Origin of the sequence: Rahnella sp. EDr1-12 (genome assembly GCF_049206505.1) — a bacterium.
GTDB lineage: Bacteria > Pseudomonadota > Gammaproteobacteria > Enterobacterales > Enterobacteriaceae > Rahnella > Rahnella rivi.
The window spans coordinates 43,043-62,206 of record NZ_JBLZNY010000007.1; the positions used below are offsets into that span (position 1 = coordinate 43,043).

16 protein-coding genes, 1 tRNA gene and 2 pseudogenes are annotated in these 19,164 nt (G+C 51.5%); 5 read left to right on the forward strand and 14 right to left on the reverse strand.

What is annotated here, in order from left to right; genetic code table 11:
- Positions 1-26 precede the first annotated feature (26 nt).
- From prfB to ACO0U8_RS21000, 3 genes are all read left to right on the forward strand, one after another.
- Positions 27-1,125 (forward strand): peptide chain release factor 2 gene (gene prfB / locus ACO0U8_RS20990; RefSeq protein ID WP_122097049.1). Its coding sequence is split into 2 segments (ribosomal slippage): positions 27-101 and positions 103-1,125, totalling 1,098 coding nucleotides; the frame shifts between segments, so codons are not numbered across the junction.
- A gap of 9 nt (positions 1,126-1,134) precedes the next feature.
- Entirely contained in the window at positions 1,135-2,670 is a 1,536-nt protein-coding gene (lysS, locus tag ACO0U8_RS20995) for a lysine--tRNA ligase (RefSeq protein ID WP_056781950.1), read from the forward strand.
- A 150-nt stretch (positions 2,671-2,820) separates the two neighbouring features.
- Positions 2,821-2,894: transfer RNA gene (locus ACO0U8_RS21000), tRNA-Gly, on the forward strand.
- A gap of 140 nt (positions 2,895-3,034) precedes the next feature.
- Here the strand turns inward: ACO0U8_RS21000 and ACO0U8_RS21005 are convergent.
- The 5 genes and pseudogenes from ACO0U8_RS21005 to ACO0U8_RS21025 form a co-directional block, all read right to left on the reverse strand.
- Entirely contained in the window at positions 3,035-3,211 is a 177-nt protein-coding gene (locus ACO0U8_RS21005) for a hypothetical protein (RefSeq protein ID WP_217203861.1), read from the reverse strand.
- Entirely contained in the window at positions 3,165-3,662 is a 498-nt protein-coding gene (locus ACO0U8_RS21010) for a hypothetical protein (protein WP_217203860.1), read from the reverse strand. The genes ACO0U8_RS21005 and ACO0U8_RS21010 overlap by 47 nt, the downstream gene beginning before the upstream one ends.
- A gap of 4 nt (positions 3,663-3,666) precedes the next feature.
- Positions 3,667-3,865, reverse strand: a pseudogene (locus ACO0U8_RS21015) (toxin C-terminal domain-containing protein); the annotation flags it as partial.
- Positions 3,866-3,947: 82 nt separating this feature from the next.
- Positions 3,948-4,391, reverse strand: coding sequence for a hypothetical protein (locus ACO0U8_RS21020; protein WP_217203858.1), 444 nt, complete (start codon positions 4,389-4,391; stop codon positions 3,948-3,950).
- Positions 4,392-4,504: 113 nt separating this feature from the next.
- Positions 4,505-4,750: a hypothetical protein gene (locus ACO0U8_RS21025; RefSeq protein ID WP_217203857.1), complete on the reverse strand. Its 246-nt coding sequence runs from the start codon at positions 4,748-4,750 to the stop codon at positions 4,505-4,507.
- Between the two features lie 348 nt (positions 4,751-5,098).
- Here ACO0U8_RS21025 and ACO0U8_RS21030 point away from each other — a divergent pair, with 348 nt between their 5' ends.
- Complete coding sequence (locus ACO0U8_RS21030; protein ID WP_238485143.1) at positions 5,099-5,227, forward strand: SymE family type I addiction module toxin; 129 nt, start codon at positions 5,099-5,101, stop codon at positions 5,225-5,227.
- 272 nt (positions 5,228-5,499) lie between these two features.
- Here the strand turns inward: ACO0U8_RS21030 and ACO0U8_RS21035 are convergent, their stop codons facing one another.
- Positions 5,500-6,363, reverse strand: coding sequence for a VENN motif pre-toxin domain-containing protein (locus ACO0U8_RS21035; RefSeq protein ID WP_421671565.1), 864 nt, complete (start codon positions 6,361-6,363; stop codon positions 5,500-5,502).
- 187 nt (positions 6,364-6,550) lie between these two features.
- Here ACO0U8_RS21035 and ACO0U8_RS21040 point away from each other — a divergent pair, with 187 nt between their 5' ends.
- Positions 6,551-6,766 (forward strand): SymE family type I addiction module toxin, encoded by a 216-nt coding sequence (locus ACO0U8_RS21040; RefSeq protein ID WP_217203855.1) that lies wholly within the window; start codon positions 6,551-6,553, stop codon positions 6,764-6,766.
- Between the two features lie 45 nt (positions 6,767-6,811).
- Here the strand turns inward: ACO0U8_RS21040 and ACO0U8_RS21045 are convergent, their stop codons facing one another.
- The 8 genes and pseudogenes from ACO0U8_RS21045 to ACO0U8_RS21080 all read right to left on the reverse strand — a co-directional run bounded on the left by ACO0U8_RS21045 (position 6,812) and on the right by ACO0U8_RS21080 (position 19,156).
- Positions 6,812-7,084: a hypothetical protein gene (locus ACO0U8_RS21045; RefSeq protein WP_421671566.1), complete on the reverse strand. Its 273-nt coding sequence runs from the start codon at positions 7,082-7,084 to the stop codon at positions 6,812-6,814.
- Positions 7,084-7,263, reverse strand: coding sequence for a hypothetical protein (locus tag ACO0U8_RS21050; RefSeq protein WP_421671567.1), 180 nt, complete (start codon positions 7,261-7,263; stop codon positions 7,084-7,086). The genes ACO0U8_RS21045 and ACO0U8_RS21050 overlap by 1 nt, the downstream gene beginning before the upstream one ends.
- Before the next feature lie 334 nt (positions 7,264-7,597).
- Positions 7,598-7,840, reverse strand: coding sequence for a hypothetical protein (locus tag ACO0U8_RS21055; RefSeq protein ID WP_421671568.1), 243 nt, complete (start codon positions 7,838-7,840; stop codon positions 7,598-7,600).
- Positions 7,840-8,061: a hypothetical protein gene (locus tag ACO0U8_RS21060; protein WP_421671569.1), complete on the reverse strand. Its 222-nt coding sequence runs from the start codon at positions 8,059-8,061 to the stop codon at positions 7,840-7,842. The genes ACO0U8_RS21055 and ACO0U8_RS21060 overlap by 1 nt, the downstream gene beginning before the upstream one ends.
- A 30-nt stretch (positions 8,062-8,091) precedes the next feature.
- Positions 8,092-9,203 (reverse strand): annotated as a pseudogene (locus ACO0U8_RS21065) (IS3 family transposase).
- A gap of 145 nt (positions 9,204-9,348) precedes the next feature.
- A complete protein-coding gene (locus ACO0U8_RS21070) occupies positions 9,349-9,573 on the reverse strand; it encodes a hypothetical protein (protein WP_421671570.1) in 225 nt (74 codons plus the stop codon).
- Complete coding sequence (locus ACO0U8_RS21075) at positions 9,574-10,818, reverse strand: VENN motif pre-toxin domain-containing protein (protein WP_421671571.1); 1,245 nt, start codon at positions 10,816-10,818, stop codon at positions 9,574-9,576.
- 715 nt (positions 10,819-11,533) lie between these two features.
- Entirely contained in the window at positions 11,534-19,156 is a 7,623-nt protein-coding gene (locus tag ACO0U8_RS21080; RefSeq protein ID WP_421671572.1) for a hemagglutinin repeat-containing protein, read from the reverse strand.
- Positions 19,157-19,164: the final 8 nt, after the last annotated feature.

Consider the following 19,164-nt stretch of genomic DNA (forward strand, 5'->3'; position numbering starts at 1 on the left):
AATCTAACGTAAGACGCGAAAAAATTATGTTTGAAATTAATCCGGTTAAAAACCGCATTCAGGACCTGTCCGAACGGACAGTCGTTCTTCGGGGGTATCTTTGACTATGATGCCAAGAAAGAACGCCTCGAAGAAGTAAACGCCGAGCTGGAACAGCCGGATGTCTGGAACGAACCTGAACGCGCACAGGCGCTGGGTAAAGAACGTTCCGCTCTGGAAGCTATCGTGGAAACCATCGATGAGTTGTTGCAGGGCGCGGAAGACGTGACCGGCCTGCTCGAACTGGCAGTTGAAGCCGACGATGAAGACACCTTCAACGAAACGGTTGCCGAACTCGATGTACTGACCGCCAAACTGGAGCAGCTGGAATTCCGTCGCATGTTCTCCGGTGAATACGACAGCGCAAGTTGCTACCTCGACATTCAGGCCGGTTCCGGTGGTACGGAAGCGCAGGACTGGGCGAGCATGCTGCTGCGTATGTATTTACGCTGGGCCGAAGCCAAAGGTTTCAAAACGGAAGTGATTGAAGAGTCTGACGGCGAAGTCGCAGGCCTGAAATCCGCCACCATCAAGATCATCGGTGACTATGCGTTTGGCTGGTTGCGTACCGAAACTGGCGTGCATCGTCTGGTACGTAAAAGCCCGTTTGACTCCGGTGGCCGTCGCCATACCTCTTTCAGTTCCGCGTTTGTTTATCCGGAAGTGGACGATGACATCGCTATCGAAATCAACCCGGCCGACCTGCGTATCGACGTATACCGCGCGTCGGGTGCGGGTGGTCAGCACGTCAACAAAACGGAATCTGCGGTACGTATTACCCACCTTCCGACCAACATTGTGACCCAGTGTCAGAACGACCGCTCCCAGCATAAAAACAAAGATCAGGCCATGAAGCAGATGAAAGCGAAGCTTTATGAGTATGAGATGCAGAAGAAAAATGCGGATAAACAGCAGCTGGAAGACAACAAGTCTGACATCGGCTGGGGCAGCCAGATTCGTTCTTACGTGCTGGATGATGCTCGTATCAAAGATTTGCGTACAGGCGTCGAAACACGAAATACGCAGGCCGTGTTGGATGGCGACCTGGATAAATTCATCGAAGCCAGTTTGAAAGCCGGGTTATAAGGAACCAACATGTCTGAACAACAATCGCCTGCTCAACAGCAGCCAACAGAAAACGTACCCGATCTTAACAACGAGCTTAAGGCGCGTCGTGAGAAGCTGGCTTTGCTGCGCGAATCCGGCAATGCGTTCCCTAACGATTTCCGTCGTGACAGCATCTCCGATGAACTGCACGCGAAATACGGCGAAAAGACCAACGAAGAGCTGGAAGCCTTAGACATCAGCGTTACCGTCGGTGGCCGTATGATGACCCGTCGCATCATGGGCAAGGCATCTTTCGTGACCCTGCAAGATGTGGGTGGCCGTATTCAGCTTTACGTTGCGCGTGACGATCTGGCAGAAGGCATCTACAACGAGCAGTTCAAGAAATGGGATCTGGGCGATATCCTGGGTGCGACCGGTAAACTGTTCAAAACCAAGACCGGCGAACTGTCGATCCACTGTTCTGAACTGCGTCTGCTGACCAAAGCACTGCGCCCGCTGCCGGACAAATTCCACGGCTTACAGGATCAGGAAGCGCGTTACCGTCAGCGTTATCTCGACCTGATCGCCAACGATGATTCCCGTAAAACCTTCAAGATCCGTTCTCAGATCATGTCAGGTATCCGCAGCTTCATGGTGGAAAACGGCTTCATGGAAGTCGAAACCCCGATGATGCAGGTGATCCCTGGCGGTGCAGCGGCGCGTCCGTTCATCACGCACCACAATGCACTCGATATCGACATGTACCTGCGTATCGCGCCGGAACTGTATCTGAAACGTCTGGTGGTGGGTGGCTTCGATCGCGTATTCGAAATCAACCGTAACTTCCGTAACGAAGGCGTTTCTCCGCGTCACAACCCAGAGTTCACCATGATGGAACTCTACATGGCGTACGCGGATTACAAAGATCTGATCGTTCTGACCGAATCCCTGTTCCGCACGCTGACCGAATCGGTTCTGGGCAGCAGCGTTGTGCAGTACGGCGAGCAGACTTTCGATTTCGGCAAGCCGTTCGCCAAGCTGACCATGCGTGAAGCGATCTGCAAATACCGTCCGGAAACCAACGTTGCCGATCTCGACGATCTGGCTAAAGCGACCGCTATCGCAGAATCTATCGGTATCAAAATCGAGAAGAGCTGGGGTCTGGGCCGTATCGTGACTGAGATCTTCGAAGAAACCGCAGAAGCGCAACTGATCCAGCCAACCTTCATTACCGAGTACCCGGCAGAAGTTTCTCCGCTGGCGCGCCGTAATGACGACAACCCTGAAATCACTGACCGTTTTGAATTCTTCATCGGTGGCCGAGAAATCGGTAACGGTTTCTCCGAGCTGAACGATGCTGAAGACCAGGCACAGCGCTTTGCTGACCAGGTTTCTGCGAAAGATGCAGGCGACGACGAAGCGATGTTCTTCGACGAAGACTACGTGACAGCGCTGGAACACGGCCTGCCACCGACCGCCGGTTTGGGTATTGGTATCGACCGTATGGTTATGCTGTTCACCAACAGCCACACCATCCGCGACGTTATCCTGTTCCCGGCAATGCGTCCGCAGACACAGAAATAAGCTTCCTCAGAAACAACAAAAGGGCGCTCCGGCGCCCTTTTTTATGTTGCAGATCACGCCACACGCTAACTGCTTAAAACTCCAGCGCTTATCCGCAATCACGCCTTGCTCCGCCGCTGTAACCGGTTATAATGCCCCTCGCACACCGATGCGGGTGTAGTTCAATGGTAGAACGGCAGCTTCCCAAGCTGCATACGAGGGTTCGATTCCCTTCACCCGCTCCAGAATCATTTCCCAGACCTTCCGTAATCATCCAAAAAAACCAATAAAATCAAATGTATTATCCATCTTATTGTCCGCTTGCGTCCGAGCACATCCCTTGAAAGCCAGTATTTGATGTGTATATGATCGCGTATAGTTTTGATCAGTTCCCCGTAGCGGCCTGTAGTCCCTGTTGCAAGCTACTGCCGGTGCCGTATTTCGCCATCTCTGCTTTGTAAGCATCAGTCTGGCGCAGTTGGTCGGCGGTCATGTCAGGATGCGCCTTTTTAGCTTCACTCAGCCCATTCAGGTCGCCCTGCGTCAGCGCAATATCCATCATGGCCGGGATTCTTGTTATTTTTTAGGCTATTGTAAAAATGCAGAACACTATCTAGATCCGTATTCCACTCCGAGATTTTCATACCATCTTCATTATGGGTAGTCCGAGGCTCTATAAATTCATTTATCTTATCCGGCATGAAATCCGGATGTTCATCCAAAAAAAGAATGCTGTTTTGTAAGTAAGCATTTTTCTCTTCAAAATATATCACCCATACAAAAATAAAATTACTTTGCCCTGGCTCATACATTGAAACAGCTAGCACGGCATGATCTTTATTAGCAAGGCCGCTCTCAAGTGACTTGAGCCAACTTTGTTTATAATCACTTAAACCCCAGTAACTTATTGGGATATTTAGTTTTTCATTAAAATCATCAATGATAATTTCAGCAGGAAAAACCGGCTCATCTTCCATTGTCACGGGTGTATCTTCGGGGAATATACCAAACATATAATTAATCCTGAATCCGGTTCAGATCACTGTCGTAAGTGCCAATACGCTTACCTTTACTATTGAACATCTTCCAACCATTCGTCACATTATGGCTGTCAACATCGGGGCTAATATAATTTTTTCCGTTGTAATATACCGGCTGACCGTGTGAGTCAAATGGCGCTTTTTTGCGGTGGGATTCGTTGTCCATAACCTAAGTTCTTTGTCACTATTACCGTTAGCGGAATCAGCATTATAGCTGAGGCTATAGAATAAAATTCCGGCTCTAGGGTCGGGACTTATTCAGCATTTTAATTTGCCAAAAAAATCGTCAACATCAAAAAAATACCGCCAAGTTTCATTGTCTGTAAATAAAGAAATTTCATGTTTACTTACTAACTTCCCAATATAAATCTCAGGAAAATCAACTCCACGACATGCAAATCTAAGGCAATGGGATGTTCTATAATCAAACATTGCATCAATGAGATCATCGTCATCTACGTCCACACTCTCATAAAAGCAATGGATTTTTTTTGCTAAAGAGTCTTCAGTTAAATTAACTATCGGAAAGTCCGCTTTTCGAATTGCATCTTCATTTTCTTTCAACCACTCAATTAATGCTTGAAAATCGACTATCCCGGTAAACAATGCATGCAAAACGTCATTGCTTTTTATCGATATTTCAACAGCTTGTGATTTTTTCGCTTCAGCGGAATTAAACAAAGTGACATTCAGCTTATTCATAACTATTTACCTTTAATCATATTATTGTATTCGGCTTTGTTAATATCACCTCTAGCAAGAATCTCACGTAATACTTTTGGTGGTGCTTCTGTCCCAGGCACTGGATAACCATGTCATCCTCCAACATTATCAGGTTGAAATTCATAGATTTTACCAACACTAACTCCATATTTTTGCTTACCACCTTGAATGGAGTTATTTAATACTTCCTGAGCCTTCGAATCACTTAAGTCCATAGGAGTGCCCCAACCTCCAGCAGCATGTTTGGGGCTAGGAACATATTTACTTTTCTCTGGTGTATAAGCCAAATCATCCGGATTCTGCTCTGCAACCGGCGTGGTTGTAGTATTCCCGCCCACAACCGGTGCGCCATCAAGATTACCGGTATTCGTTGCCCCCTGATCACCGCCGGTATTACTCGGGCTTTGGGCTGACTCTTCGCCGTCGCCATCGCAAGCAGCTTGGATTCGCTAAACACGCAGCATCTAATCCTTCTCTGCCTGCGCTTTCTTTTCACCTCCAAGATACGGTAGTGACCATTTCACATCCTGACGTTTCTGATCATCCGGCGCTGACAGCGCATTAGTCTCCCCAACATACTCTTTCCGACGCAAGCTTAGCAAGAACAGCACTATTTTCCCTTTACAGTCAGCAGGTTACAACCCATTTTTGCCAGTGCATTCTGATGTACGGATGTACAAGCCCCGATGAGCGTTTTCTCCCCCCGTTTGCCCAGCCTGCATTTGAAGGGTAACTGGCTGGAAGAGGCAGGATTTGGGACAGATACGCCGGTGACTATTGCTGTAGAGCGGGGCAACTGGTTATTCGGCCTGTAGGTGAGTGATAGACAAAAAGATCCCGGCTCAGAAGTGAGCCGGGATTTGAGCTTACCTGTGACGATATAAATTAAATATATGCATAAGCCAAGTGCCTATACCACCGATAGTACCGCCTGCTAATCCTACTTTAAAACTTATATAAAGCAGTTCCTCGAATGGGATAGCAATATCATTAGACCAATATGTAAACAGTCGACTTAAGAAAGCGACAAGAAAAATGATAAAAGTACCCATTGCTATTACATATATAAGAATGGACAATTCTCGCTTCATTTAATTGGATCCTTTCTTTTTATTCTGCCTACCATTTTAGAACCGCCCTGAGCAGCACCTTCGGTGGTGGTTGAACCAGCTATAGTACCCCAAGTTCCTGGACGAGCATCAAATTGCAATGGCTTACTAATCCCCATCCCTATGTCGGTCCACTCATAATTTTTCCATGTAGGATTCAACACTTTATTCAGCGGCATTTCGATTAAGTATTTACCCATTCCGTAGCCCAGTGCGGCTCCACCTGCTGCCCAACCTGCACCTGCTAACGGATCATCCCCTTTCAGATAATTCGATGTCGCGCCACCTGCCGCATTCCAGCCTATAGTTCCCCATAGGCCAGTGTTAGCTGTAAATGCACCAACATAGGTCGCGATTAATACATCTGTTGGATTAACTGTTCCGTTAATCGCATATTGAATACCAGCATTTGCTGTCCCACCAAGGGCAGCTGTTACCTGCATTCCACCCGGTAAATAAATCAGCTCCGCTGCTGCCAGCGCCCCTGCATACGCTTTATTTTCTGCGATCCCTCGCTGGCAGGCTGCACCTGACGGGTTATCTGCACAGGAGAGAACATCTGCTCCGTGCCTCTGTACAGCTTTAATTTGATCTTCTTCCGTACCCAGGAAGTTATTCTCAACCGCATTCTTCCCAGCCTGCGCTCCCACTACAGCATCCGCTGAACTGTCCCCCGTCAACCCGCCCGCCAGTCCGGCGGCCATCGTGCCTAACGCGCTGATAGTTTGCCGCTGCTCTTCGGTTAAGTCTTCACGCTTAATATTCGGGTAAAGCTGCTGCGCGATAAATTCACTGACGTGGCCCCAGCGAGCAACTGCGTTACCAGTTTGAGACGATTTCACAGATGCCGCAGCATGAACAGGATGTGATCCGTGAGTTGCTGGATGCGATGATTATCAAGAACTAGGTCGCCGGGGCGATGGCCCGAGTATCGCAGACAACGAAAGAAGAGAGTTAATACTAACGCGGGGCTGACGTGCTCGAACACCTCAGCCCCGCTAACCATAAGCAACTAAACAGGAGTTGATCATGACTGAGCGCGAACTTACCGCAGAACCCGCCACACCCCAAGCACGCCGTTACACCGTCGGTTATTGCCCCAACAGCGGCAGACCCAACCCGCTGCCGCAACTGACCCTCAAGGGGCGCTGGCTGGGCGAACTGGGGTTTAATGCCGGTCAGCCGGTGACCATCACCGCACAGGACGGCGTGTTGATCATCCGGGCCGAGATGGCGGTGTGGTAGGGGCAAGATAAAGGCACCCCGGCACTGACCGGGGTGATTTGACGACTACGGGTTATCAGGGGGATCGGTGGGATCTTTTTTATTTTTACGGGCGTTGTATTCGTCGATTTTGTTAAAGATTAATGCAGCGAGTGTTCCCAATAGCCCCCCAATAAAGCTCATTTTTGCTGCTTTAATAAGCTCTCCAGGAAGCAAATATATTTGTCCAGAATACACAACACCTGTGATAACTCTCGCTGCCACACCTAGAATAAATAAAGCAGCACAAAGATAAAGCAACAATAAAAGAGATATTCGCAATGTCATTTTTCTCTTCACTATTTCTTTTCCTCACTTTTCAATATTTTTTTCGCTCTATCATTTATTGATTCAAAAGTTAATGCGCCACCTATATCACCTAAAACGCCAGAAGCGCTACCTGCATATGGCGCAAGCAAACTTGGCGCATATTTCCCAAAGCCCCCGCCAGATCCTGTACCGCCGCCGTTGCTACCCATTGTCAGGGGTAGCTCTTACAAGTAATGGCGGTAATTTAGTCGAAACAAGAACCAATTTGCAATACTAAAAAGTAGACCAATTACCCCTCCATTTTTGAAAATTCGCCACCAGTCAAACTGGAGGATTGGTTTGTTTGTTTACAGCCACTCGATGAAAAAAGCAGTAACAGAAATAATCGTGATCCATATAAAGATCATGGCCAAAAGATACAAAAGGATCGTTTCATTTTGTGTTCATTTTTAATATTTTCGCATTGATAAGTGCACTACTATATTCAAGGCCAAAAGCACCTGCAGCTCCTCCCGAAATCCCGGGGATTTGGCCGGGATTTACTTACTTGTAGGATCTGTAATGACGATAGTAGATAAGCCAGCTTCCTGAGCCACAAATAGGCCCAGCAAATAGACTAATACGGTAAGCTCTTCGAATATCTTCAAGTGAAAAAAGAAAATCTCCACCAAAAGAGAACCATACAAATGTTCTCAGCATTAAAAAAATAACCACAGCCATAGAAAGAACAGCCAATACCCATATGATATTGAACATAAAAAAAGAAAACACTGCCTTCATATTCATTATTTTTTCTCCTGAAGACTATTTATTTGCTCGTTAATAATGGCACCAGACCCTTCTGTTGCAATAGCAGTTCCTGTATTACCTGCTATACCGGGAATAGAACTTGGTGTTAATGGTTTTGATATGCCCATTCCCATATCAACCCATTCATAGCTTTTCCAGTTCGGATTAAATATGTTGTCCAGAGATCCCTGTGCAAATTTACCGATCCCGTAACCCAATCCCGAAGCGGCACTGTAAGGATCCCAGCTTTAGTTCCACGCACTTTTTGAGATTTCCAGTTTCTCTGCCATCAGCCGATATTCTTCCGACGTCAGGTTATTCAGGGATTCATGAGGCCGCTCACTGTTATATTCATTCAGCCACCGTTCCGTGATTTCTCGTGCTTCATTCAGCGTTCTGAACAGATAAAAATCCGGTATTTCGGTCCGGTACGTTCGGTTAAACCGTTCTATAAACGTGTTCTGTGTTGGCTTACTCGGCTTGATAAATTCCAGCATCACGCCATGCTCTTCAGCTCATTGTGCCAGAGTCAGTGATATCAGTTCCGGCCCGTTATCTATGCGCATCTTCAGTGGATATCCACGGTTTGCTACTATTCTGTCTAGCACCCGCACGACCCGCTGTGCCGGGATATTCAGGTCAATTTCTATCGCCAAAGCCTCACGGTTAACATCATCAACGACATTGAAAGTCCGAAAACGTCGGCCACATGTCAGCGCGTCGTGCATAAAATCAATCGACCAGTTGTGGTTCAGTGCTTCCGGCGTTGCCAGCGGGGCCGGATTGCGCACCGGCAGGCGTTGTTTACCCTTACGACGAAAATTCATTTTTAACAGACAGTAAATCCGGTGTACCCGCTTGAGGTTCCAGACGTGCCCCTGCCTGCGAAGCACCTGAAAAAGCTTCTTAAAGCCGTAGCGAGGATAACGCTCGGCCGCCTTAGTCAGTCTCTGGATCACCGCTTCATCACGTCGCGTATCCGGTTGGTAACGAAACACCGTCCTGCTCAGCGATAACGTCCTGCACGCCTGGCGTATGCTCATCGTAAACTGTGTGGTCAGATAGCTAACGAGCTCACGCTTTATCGCTGGTTTTAAAGCTTTTTTTCGATGATGTCTTTCAGCGCCCGGCATTCCAGACTCAGATCGGCAAACATCTGCTTCAGACGACGATTCTCGTCCTCAAGATCTTTGATTTTTCTGATATCAGCGGCTTCCATCCCGCCATATTTTGCTTTCCAGTTGTAGTAGCTGGCTTCGAAAATAGCGGCTTCGCGACAGACATCTTTAACGGTCCTGCCATCCTCGACTGATTTCAGGACGGCGATGATCTGGTGCTCGGTGAATCGGATCTTACGCATAGCGATCTCCTCAGGTGACATAATCAGTATGTCGGAAGATCTCTAAAAGTGCGTGGAATTAAAGCTGGGATTCTTTCAGTTATTCGGCCTGTAGGTGAGTGATAGACAAAAAGATCCCGGCTCAGAAGTGAGCCGGGATTTGAGCTTACCTGTGACGATATAAATTAAATATATGCATAAGCCAAGTGCCTACGCCACCGATAGTACCGCCTGCTAATCCTACTTTAAAACTTATATAAAGCAGTTCCTCAAATGGGATAGCAATATCATTAGACCAATATGTAAACAGTCGACTTAAGAAAGCGACAACAAAAATGATAAAAGAACCCATTGCTATTACATATATAAGAATAGACAATTCTCGCTTCATTTAATTGGATCCTTTCTTTTTATTCTGCTCTACCATTTTAGAACCGCCCTGAGCAGCACCTTCGGTGGTGGTTGAACCAGCTATAGTACCCCACGTTCCTGGACGAGCATCAAATTGCAATGGCTTACTAATTCCCATCCCTATGTCGGTCCACTCATAATTTTTCCATGTAGGATTCAACACTTTATTCAGCGGCATTTCGATTAAGTATTTACCCATTCCGTAGCCCAGTGCGGCTCCACCTGCTGCCCAACCTGCACCTGCTAACGGATCATCCCCTTTCAGATAATTCGATGTCGCGCCACCTGCCGCATTCCAGCCTATAGTTCCCCATAGGCCAGTGTTAGCTGTAAATGCACCAACATAGGTCGCGATTAATACATCTGTTGGATTAACTGTTCCGTTAATCGCATATTGAATACCAGCATTTGCTGTCCCACCAAGGGCAGCTGTTACCTGCATTCCACCCGGTAAATAAATCAGCTCCGCTGCTGCCAGCGCCCCTGCATACGCTTTATTTTCTGCGATCCCTCGCTGGCAGGCTGTACCTGACGGGTTATCTGCACAGGAGAGAACATCTGCTCCGTGCCTCTGTACAGCTTTAATTTGATCTTCTTCCGTGCCCAGGAAGTTATTCTCAACCGCATTCTTCCCAGCCTGCGCCCCCGCAACTGCATCCGCTGAACTGTCTCCTGTTAACCCGCCAGCAAGGCCCGCCGCCAGCGTCGACAACGAGGAGATAGTTTGCCGCTGCTCTTCGGTTAAATCTTCACGCTTGATATTCGGATAAAGCTGCTGGGCGATAAATTCACCCATCGCCGCGCCGGATGCCCCCGCTAACGCGCTGTTACCGTTAATTTGTGCAACTACCGCACCAACGACTGCATGGGCCATCAGGTTGGCTTCGGTGTTCACTTTGCCTGTCACCGGGTCCGTGGTCATATTATGGATCACTTCCGCCAGATACGGGCTGGCACCCCGCGATAGCCTTCGCCATATCGCCATATCGCCACCCGCCAGACCCTGTACCGCCGCCGTCGCGGCCTGGAGTCCCTGCTGGATGGCGCTGCCGGTGCCGAATTTCGCCATTTCGGCTTTATTGTTTCCGGTGTTGACGGTGGTTTCGGTATGCGTGAGGCCGTTGCCGCTCTTCGAACCTTTGCCTTTGTTGCCGCTAGCGTTGACCGTCAGACCGCTGCTGTCGTGCCCAAAGTTGAAGCCAGCACCTATCGAGCTGCCGTCCAACTCCGAGGTGTATCACATAATAAATTTCCACCATATGAAATTACTATCATTGTTGAGTTAGAAAATAATTTTTTAATACACCCTGTCGACCTAAGGCTACAAGCTCACAGTCTTTTTCATCAAAATATCCCATGAGCATAAAGACAATACCATTTATTTCCCAAACACTCTCCATCCAACCGGATAGAGAATTTTTATTAGGAGTCCATCTATACTTGGGGCTAAAAAGTAAAATCCCGGCGACTTGGCCGGGATTTTTTAGCAAAATGAATTCATAAAACAAGCCGGTAAATCCAAAAAATATAGAGAAATCTGGCTAGCCATAAAAGTAAATTATGAGTATTAACTTTTCTTTCGAAAAAGAATTCTTTTAAAAACTCAATCCCATTTACATTTAAAAACCTTCTTTTTGATAAAAATCTACAGTGCAATATAAATAAGATTATTGAAAGCACCCCGATGGCATTCGAAAGAACAAAGCTAAACCCATCACCTCTGACAACGCTGAGGGCAATTCCAAAAATATAAGTAAACAAAAGTAGCACTATCGAACTATTTGAAATAGTCCCTCGTTCAAAAAAACAGAAATCAAAAAATTTTAACGGTGCCATTATATCTCTAAAAGAAAAGTTCCTATAATGACAAAACAAAATGAAACATGCTACTAACCCTATTAAATTCAAGGTCATAAGGAAAAACACAATATATATAGTCATTATTTTTTTCCTTTAAAATCATAATGATATATTTCAGATCCTGCGGTTCCATTCATGTCCACCTCTCCCAATGGGGTATTCTTTGAAAACCCAGTCCACCCAAAGGACGGCCCAACACCAAATGATAACCCTATACCGTCTTTTCCTGCTGACATACCAACCGAGCCGTAACCCAACCCTATATCGAAAGAGTAGATTTTATCAGGTGCTCCTACTGCACCAGGAAAATATGGTCCAAATGTTAAACCAACGGCCGCACTTCCTTTCACACCAAGCGCTGAAGTCATCCCACCGTTAATTGAAAACTGGCTTGGATCAATATTTGCTTCAGCAAATCCAGCTGGTCCTAAACCTCCAGCCACATCAGTTTTAGCAAAAGGTTTAACCTTATAAGTTACCCCCCACGATGGCCCTTCTCCTATAGCAATACTATCCAGCCCAGCCTGTGTCTGTTCAGGTGACAGACTATTGTCCACCGCATATTTGTTCCACGATGCTGCCGCCTGACCGTAATCCATCATCCCAGGCGGCAATGAGAGATTATTGTTCTCAGACGAGTTCTTCCCAGCCTGCGCCCCCGCAACTGTATCCGCTGAACTGTCTCCTGTTAACCCGCCAGCAAGGCCCGCCGCCAGCGTCGACAACGAGGAGATAGTTTGCCGCTGCTCTTCCGTTAAATCTTCACGCTTGATATTCGGATAAAGCTGCTGCGCGATAAATTCACCCACGGCCGCACCGGATGCGCCCGCTAACGCGCCGTTGCCGTTGATTTGCGCAACTACCGCGCCGACGACGGCGTGCGCCATCAGGTTGGCTTCTTTGTTCACCTGACCAGTCACTGGATCGGTGGTCATATTATGGATCACTTCAGCAAGATAAGGCGCACTGCCGCCCGCTATCGCAGACTTCAGGTCGCCACCCGCCAGACCCTGTACCGCCGCCGTCGCCGCCTGAAGTCCCTGCTGGATGGCGCTACCGGTGCCGTATTTCGCCATTTCGGCTTTGTAGACATCGGTCTTGCGCAGCTCGTCAGCGGACATTTCAGGATGAGTTTTTTTCGCCTCGCTCAGTCCGTTCAGGTCACCCTGCGTTCTGGCGATATCCATCACCTGACTCCCGATTTCCCCAATCTTTTGCGCTTCCTGCAACCGCTCCTGCTCTTTCTCTTTGTCGAAGATAGGGGAGAGGGTCTGGTTGGCGTGCTCGACGTCGCGGCTCAGGTCGTTTACATCCTGCGTCTGGTTATCTTTGTCACGGACAATAATGGTGCCACCCGAGATGGCGGCTTTGGTGGTCGAACTGTCGCTGCCGCTGCCGTTGACGCCCACCAGCAGGCCGTTGGCCATATTGCCTGCGAACTGGCCGCCGATGTTGCCACCGGTGCTGACGCCCACGCTCTGGTGCTCGACTTCATACGCGGCGCTGTTTTTGATATCACTGAACCCCAGCGTGCCGGTGTCGAGCTTATTCAGGCTGGCATCCCCGGTCGAGCCGATAACCGCGCCGTTAAGCTGCGTGTGGTCGCCGACGGTGATGTCAAAGCCGCCTTTGCCGGCAAAAATACCCGTCTGCTCCTGCACGCTCTCGTAGGTGCTGTGCATCTTATCTTTGCTCAGATTCACCGAAGCGCTGCCGCCGCCCATACTGATACTGCCGCCGGCGCTGGCATTTTGCTGCTTCGAGTCGTAGTTGTCGGTGTCCTGTTCGCTGGTGAGGGTCAGGTTACGGGCCACGTCCATCGTTACTTTTTCACCGCTGACCTGTGCACCGGTCAGCGTGGTGTCGCGGCCGCTGACAATGTTCAGGTTGTTTCCGGCGTTGACGGTGGTTTCGGTATGGCTGGTGCCGTTGCCGGTTTCACTGCCTTTGCCTTTATTGGCGCTGGCGTTGATGGATAACCCGTTCGCGCCCTGACCGAAGTTGAATCCGACGCCCACCGAACCGCCGTGGCTCTCGTTCGAACCGTCGAGTACTGAAGTATTGACGCCCGACCACAGATTCACGTCGCGGTTAGCTATCAGCCCGATGTCTTTACCGGCCTGCAACTGGCTGCCCTGAATGTTAATGTCGGTGCCGGTCGCCCGAATATTCAGGTTATTGCCCGCCGTCACCGTGCTGCCCTGGCTCTGGTTACTGGTCTGGGTCTGCGTGGATTTCGACGACTGGCTGCCGTAGGAGAGATTGACGCCTATCATGCTGCCTTCGCTGCCGTCCGCTTCAGCCAGAGATTTGCCCTGATACGCCTGCGCGCCGCTGAGCGCCGCCTTCATGCCATCAAGGGCTGCGAGCCTGTCGCTGCTTTGCTTGCTGGCGTCGTTGGCGCCCGAGACCGCCGTGTTAATCGCGCTGCCGACCGTGCCGGACAGGGCCAGCGTCAGCCCGCTCTGTTTTTGCTCCACGGTGTGCGTCTGCGAACTCTGGTTATCTGCCGCCAGAATGTTCACTTCGCTGCCGCTCAGATTGATGTCCTTCGCGGCCAGCACGTCCGAACCTTTGACCGTCAGGTTGTTGCCCGCACTCAGCGTGGTGTTGCCGTTGACGCTGCCCACCGTGCTGCCGGCACTGTAATGCGTGACGCCGTCGTCGGTGGTTTTCAGGCTCTGCTGACCGTAGCTGAAACCAATGCCGCCGGTGCCGGAGAGGCCGGTATTCTTCTCCTGATATTGATGGTTCTCCTGACGCGTTTCATCAGCGGTGGTGACGGTCAGGTTGTTGCCCGCCGCCAGCGTGACATCGTGAGTGCCCGCCACGCTGCTGCCTTGCACTAACAGGTCATGCCCGGCCTGCATCGTCACCTTATCGCCGCCGAAATTGCTGCCGATTGCGCTCTGGCTTTGCACTTCGTCGTGCGTGGTAATGGTCTGGCCCGACACTATCCCTTTGCTGCTTTGACGGCTGTTCTCGGTTACATGGTAGCTGTCGTTGCCGCTGGTCAGGTTGATATCATGGCCTGCGGTTGCCGTGAGGGCGTCTGCGGCATTGACCGTCGCCGCGCGGGCGTTAAGGTCGTGGCCCGCCTGCAAAGCAATGGCGCCAGCGCCGTTAATCTGCGTGCCGACATCGGTGCTCTGCGTCACGCTGCGGTCATTGCCTTTGCCCCAACTGCCGTTTTCGCTGTGGGTGGTGGTCAGGGTGTTGAGATTGATATCGTTACCGGCAATCAGTGTGGTCTGGCTGTTTTTACCGGCATTGCTGATGTCGGTCGCCGTCAGGTTCAGGTTATTGATGGCCTGAAGGCCCAGTTGGCCGTTGTCGTTTTGCACATAGATGCCTGCCACCCGGTCAAGGTAGCGGTTGGCGTCGGTGCCGCGCAGTGTGCTGCTGCTGGTCAGGTCGCGGCCGGCGATAGCCACCAGGCTGTCTTTGGCCTGTAAGGTGCCGCCGAGGTTAGTCAGGTCGGTACGCGCCATCAGATTGACCCGGTCGCCGCTGATTAAGCCGCTGTTGGTCAGATTATCCGCCGTCAGCTGGGTCACTTCACGTCCGGCGATGGTGCCGCTGTTGGTCAGGTCATGGCCGACACTCAGGGCGACCTGCTTACCGGCGAGCAGGGCGCCGCTGCCGTCCACATCCCCTTGTTGCACTTTGGCATACAGCTGCGGCACCAGTACCTGTTGGGTGCTGCCATCCGGCAACGTCACCGTCTGTGCGACCAGCCACACCATGTCGCCGGTCAGTAACGCCATCTGCACCGGGCTCAGTGCTATACCGGGCGTCAGGTGGTACTGCTGACCAAAGGCGATGCCGTTGTCCATCAGCGCTTTGAACTGATCTTCATCGTTGCCATAACCGTCCAGATAGCGCTGACCGGTGAGGCTGATAATCTGCTGACGTATCAGTTGCTGCTCGTAGTAGCCGTCCCCCAGGCGTTTCAGCACGTTGTCATTGTTGGTGGTAAAGGCGTTCTGCATATAGTCACTGCCCAGCCACTTCTTCTGGTTAGTGAAGCGCGGATCGGTCTCTACCAGATACGACGCCGTGCTCTCCGGGTGCAGCTGGAACAGGCTGTTATCTGGCAGTCGGGTATTCGGGCTGACCATACGGATAACCGGAGTTATCCCGTTCACCGTCGGTAAATCGACGTGGAAAGTCTGACCGGCTGGCAGCACCAGCGGAGTGTCGAGCGGGATAATACCCGGTTGCCACAGTCCCCCGGCGCTATCCTGTGAGCGAAGCGTGGCCGCATCGATATTGCTCAGCCCGCGCGTATCACCGGCGCCTGCGATATCACCGGTCAGGGCAGTGGTATTGCGACCGGAAATGGTGGTACCGCTGCCGCTGACATTGGTATTGCCCTGATAGGCCAAGGTTTTCAGGTCGATGGTCTGTATCACCGGGGCAGGGGCATAATTGCTTTTATCCTTGCCCTGTGAGGTGGTGGTGCCACCGAAGCTGTGTTTGGTCTTCTTGGCATACCAGCGGGTCTGAGTACCGATGTCAGTAGTGATTTTCTCACCCTGAGTGGCGACGTTATTCAGATAGCCAATCACACCGGAGAGCAATCCGCCTGCGACGATGCGGCTGTCGAGGTTATTGACCGTATTGCTGTTAATAGCCAGATTACCGCCCGCGATGATCTGCCCCGGATCACTCTCGATAACCTGGGTCTCGGTCACCGTGCGGTCATACTGGTATTCATAGAAGGTGTTACCGCTGGTGCCGTCCGGCATGATGGCCTTGTGTACGCCGTATTTGTTACTGGTAGAGGTATTGATGTCGGCCCAGTCAAAGCGGTTCGGCGAACTGGAAAGGGCGGCTTCATGGTGCGCCGACTTTTCGGTGATAACCGTAGCGGTCACCAGATGGTCATTGACGTTGTTAATCTGGGCAATGTTCAGCCACATGTCCCCGGCGGATTCCACCGTCGAACTGTGGTTATTGAGTATTCCGGCCTGACCAGTAGCGTTAAGGTTATCGTCCAGCGCACCGCCAATCGCCAGCGAATCCGCGGTGTAAATCAGCCCGTGGTCGAGGTTGTTGATGGTCTGCGCACCGATATCCAGCTGTTCGCGGGCAGCAATCGTGGCCGCCGTGCCGCTTTCGGCCAGGTTATTCAGAGTGTCACTCTTAATCGCGATATGGTCGCCGTAAATCCGCCCGCTGCCGATATTGGTCAGCGTCGCGGTGTCGATATGGGTCAACCCGCCGTCGATCAGCCCGCGGTTGGTCAGGTCGTTATCAACTGTGAGGTGAGTTGCCCCAGCGCTAATTTCCGCCGAAGCGTTATTGGTCAGTTGGCTGGCATGCATATCCAGCACACCACCGGCTTTTATCAGGCTGTTATTGGTGAGTTGCTGGTTAAGGGTGAAGGTCAAATCGCCATTGGCAACCACCTGGCCCTGATTAACGAAATTCTGATTGAGTGCAAGTTGCATATCTCCTTGCGACAGCACATTGCCGTCGCCGGTCAGAGAATCCGCCATCAGGTCAAACGCGTTACCGGCAATCAGCGTGCCGCCGGTGTTGGTCAGTGCCAGCCCGTTACCACTGATGTTTAACCGGTTGCCGGAGGAGGCCAGACCGCCGGTGTTATCCAGTGAGCCGGTAGTCACTACCAGCGCATCATCACTGCGCATCACGCCCTGATTGTTATCGACCGCTGCGGCGCTGATGTGCACCGACTGACCTTCAATCCCTTCATCCGTACCTTGCGTCTGACGGTTAATCAGCTGGGCGCTGTTGATCACAACGCTGGCGCCGGAGCGGATAAGCCCGGACTGGTTGGTGAGGGTGGCATTCCAGGCATTGAGCGTCAGTGCACCCACCGCCTGCAACTGCCCGCGGCTATTATTCAGCTCACCACTGTCAATGTGTAAACTGTCGCCCGAGAGCATCAGCCCGTTCTGGTTATCCAGTAACTGGCCCTGTGTATTGATACTCAGGCTTTCACGACTTTGCAGCTGGCCACTCTGATTAAGCAGCGCCCCGGTCAGCAGTTGCAAAGTATTGCCAGCGCTTATCAGCCCGCTGTTCTGGTTATCCAGTTGCTGCCCGTGGGTGTCCAGCGCCAGGGTTTGCCCGGCCTGTAAGGTGCCCTGTTGGTTGGTCAGCGCGGCGGTGGATAAGGTCAGATCCAGACGGCTGCCGAGCAGGCCGTTCTGGTTGATAAACTCACCGCTGGTGATAGCCGCCTGGGCATTGCTGGCAATAAAGCCCTGCGTATTGTCGAACTGGCCGGTGGTCAGTGTCAGATTGCCCTGGCTGCTGATACCGCCGCTCTCGCCACTGTAAGTATTGTTGAGCGACTGCCCGTGAGTATCGAGACTCATTGCTCCTTGCGACTGCATCAGGCCGCCGGTGTTATTGACTGCCTGCGTCAGCAGGGTGAGGTCGCCGCCGCTGGCCAGTTTGCCGTTCTGATTATTGAGCGTCTGCGTGCTGATATTGGCCGATTGCTGGCTAACGATAACGCCTGACTGGTTATCGACATCACCTGCATGTAGCGTCAGGTCGCCCAGACTGAACAGGCCGCCGGTCTGGCCGCTCGCGGTGTTAGTCAGGCGCTGGCCCTGAGTATCGAGCGTCAGCGACTGGCCGGATTGTATCAGGCCCGCGGTGTTGTCAAAGGCCTGCGTAGTCAGCGAAAGGTTGCCCTGTTGGCTGCCGAGTATGCCGTGCTGGTTATTGACCTGCGCCAGTGTCAGGGCGCTGTTCTGGTTGCCCATCAGCACGCCGGACTGGTTATCAAGATGACCCGCGCGCACCGTCAGGGTGCCCTGACTGAGAATGCCACCCCGATCGCCGCTGTTGCGGTTGCTGATAGCCTCGCCGTGGGTGTCGATGGTGAGCGCCGCCGCTGACTGCAACAATCCGCCATCGTTGTTGATTGCGCCGCTGTCGAGAGTTAGCGCGCCACGACTGGCAAAGGTGCCAGAAAGGTTATTGAGCGTATCGGCATGAAGGGTGGCGGTGACAGCCTGCCCGAGAATAAAACCGTTTTGGTTATTCAGGTTGCCGGTAGTGAGCGTCATCGCCCCCTGGCTAAGAATACCGCCCGCGTCGCCGCTGTCAGTATTGGTCAGGGTCTGGCCCTGCGTATTGAGTGCCAGCGTATCGCCGGACTGTACCAGCCCGGCCTGATTGTTCAGCGCCTGCGAGGTCAGGGTTAAGGCACCCTGACTTATCAGCTGGCCTTGCTGATTATTCAGCGCGGCGGTCGACAACTGGCTGGTGCTTCCACCGACCAGTACGCCTGAACTGTTGTCCAGTGCGCCACTGCTGATCAGCAGGTTCCCCTGGCTGAGTATGCCGCCATTATCCCCGCTGTTGCGGTTGCTTAACGCCGCGCCGTGCGTATTGAGGGAGAGGGCGCCCCCGGATTGCAACAGGCCGCCGTCATTGTTCAGGCTGCCGCTTTGTATCGCAAGCTGACTTGTGGCCGCAAACACGCCCTGCAGATTATTGATCGCCTGCGTACCGGTATTCACCGCGATGTTCCCGCCCGCGACCTGGCCCTGCTGGTTGTTCAACCCGCCCTTGCTGGTCAGGCTAAAGGTGCTGTCGGCGGCCGCCAGCAGTTTTCCCTGCGCGTTAGTGACCTGCACGGCCTGCACCGCCAGCGCGCCATTGCTGGCCATACTGCCGCCGCTGTTATCCAGTGCGCCCGTCACCGTGACTGTCATCGCGCCGT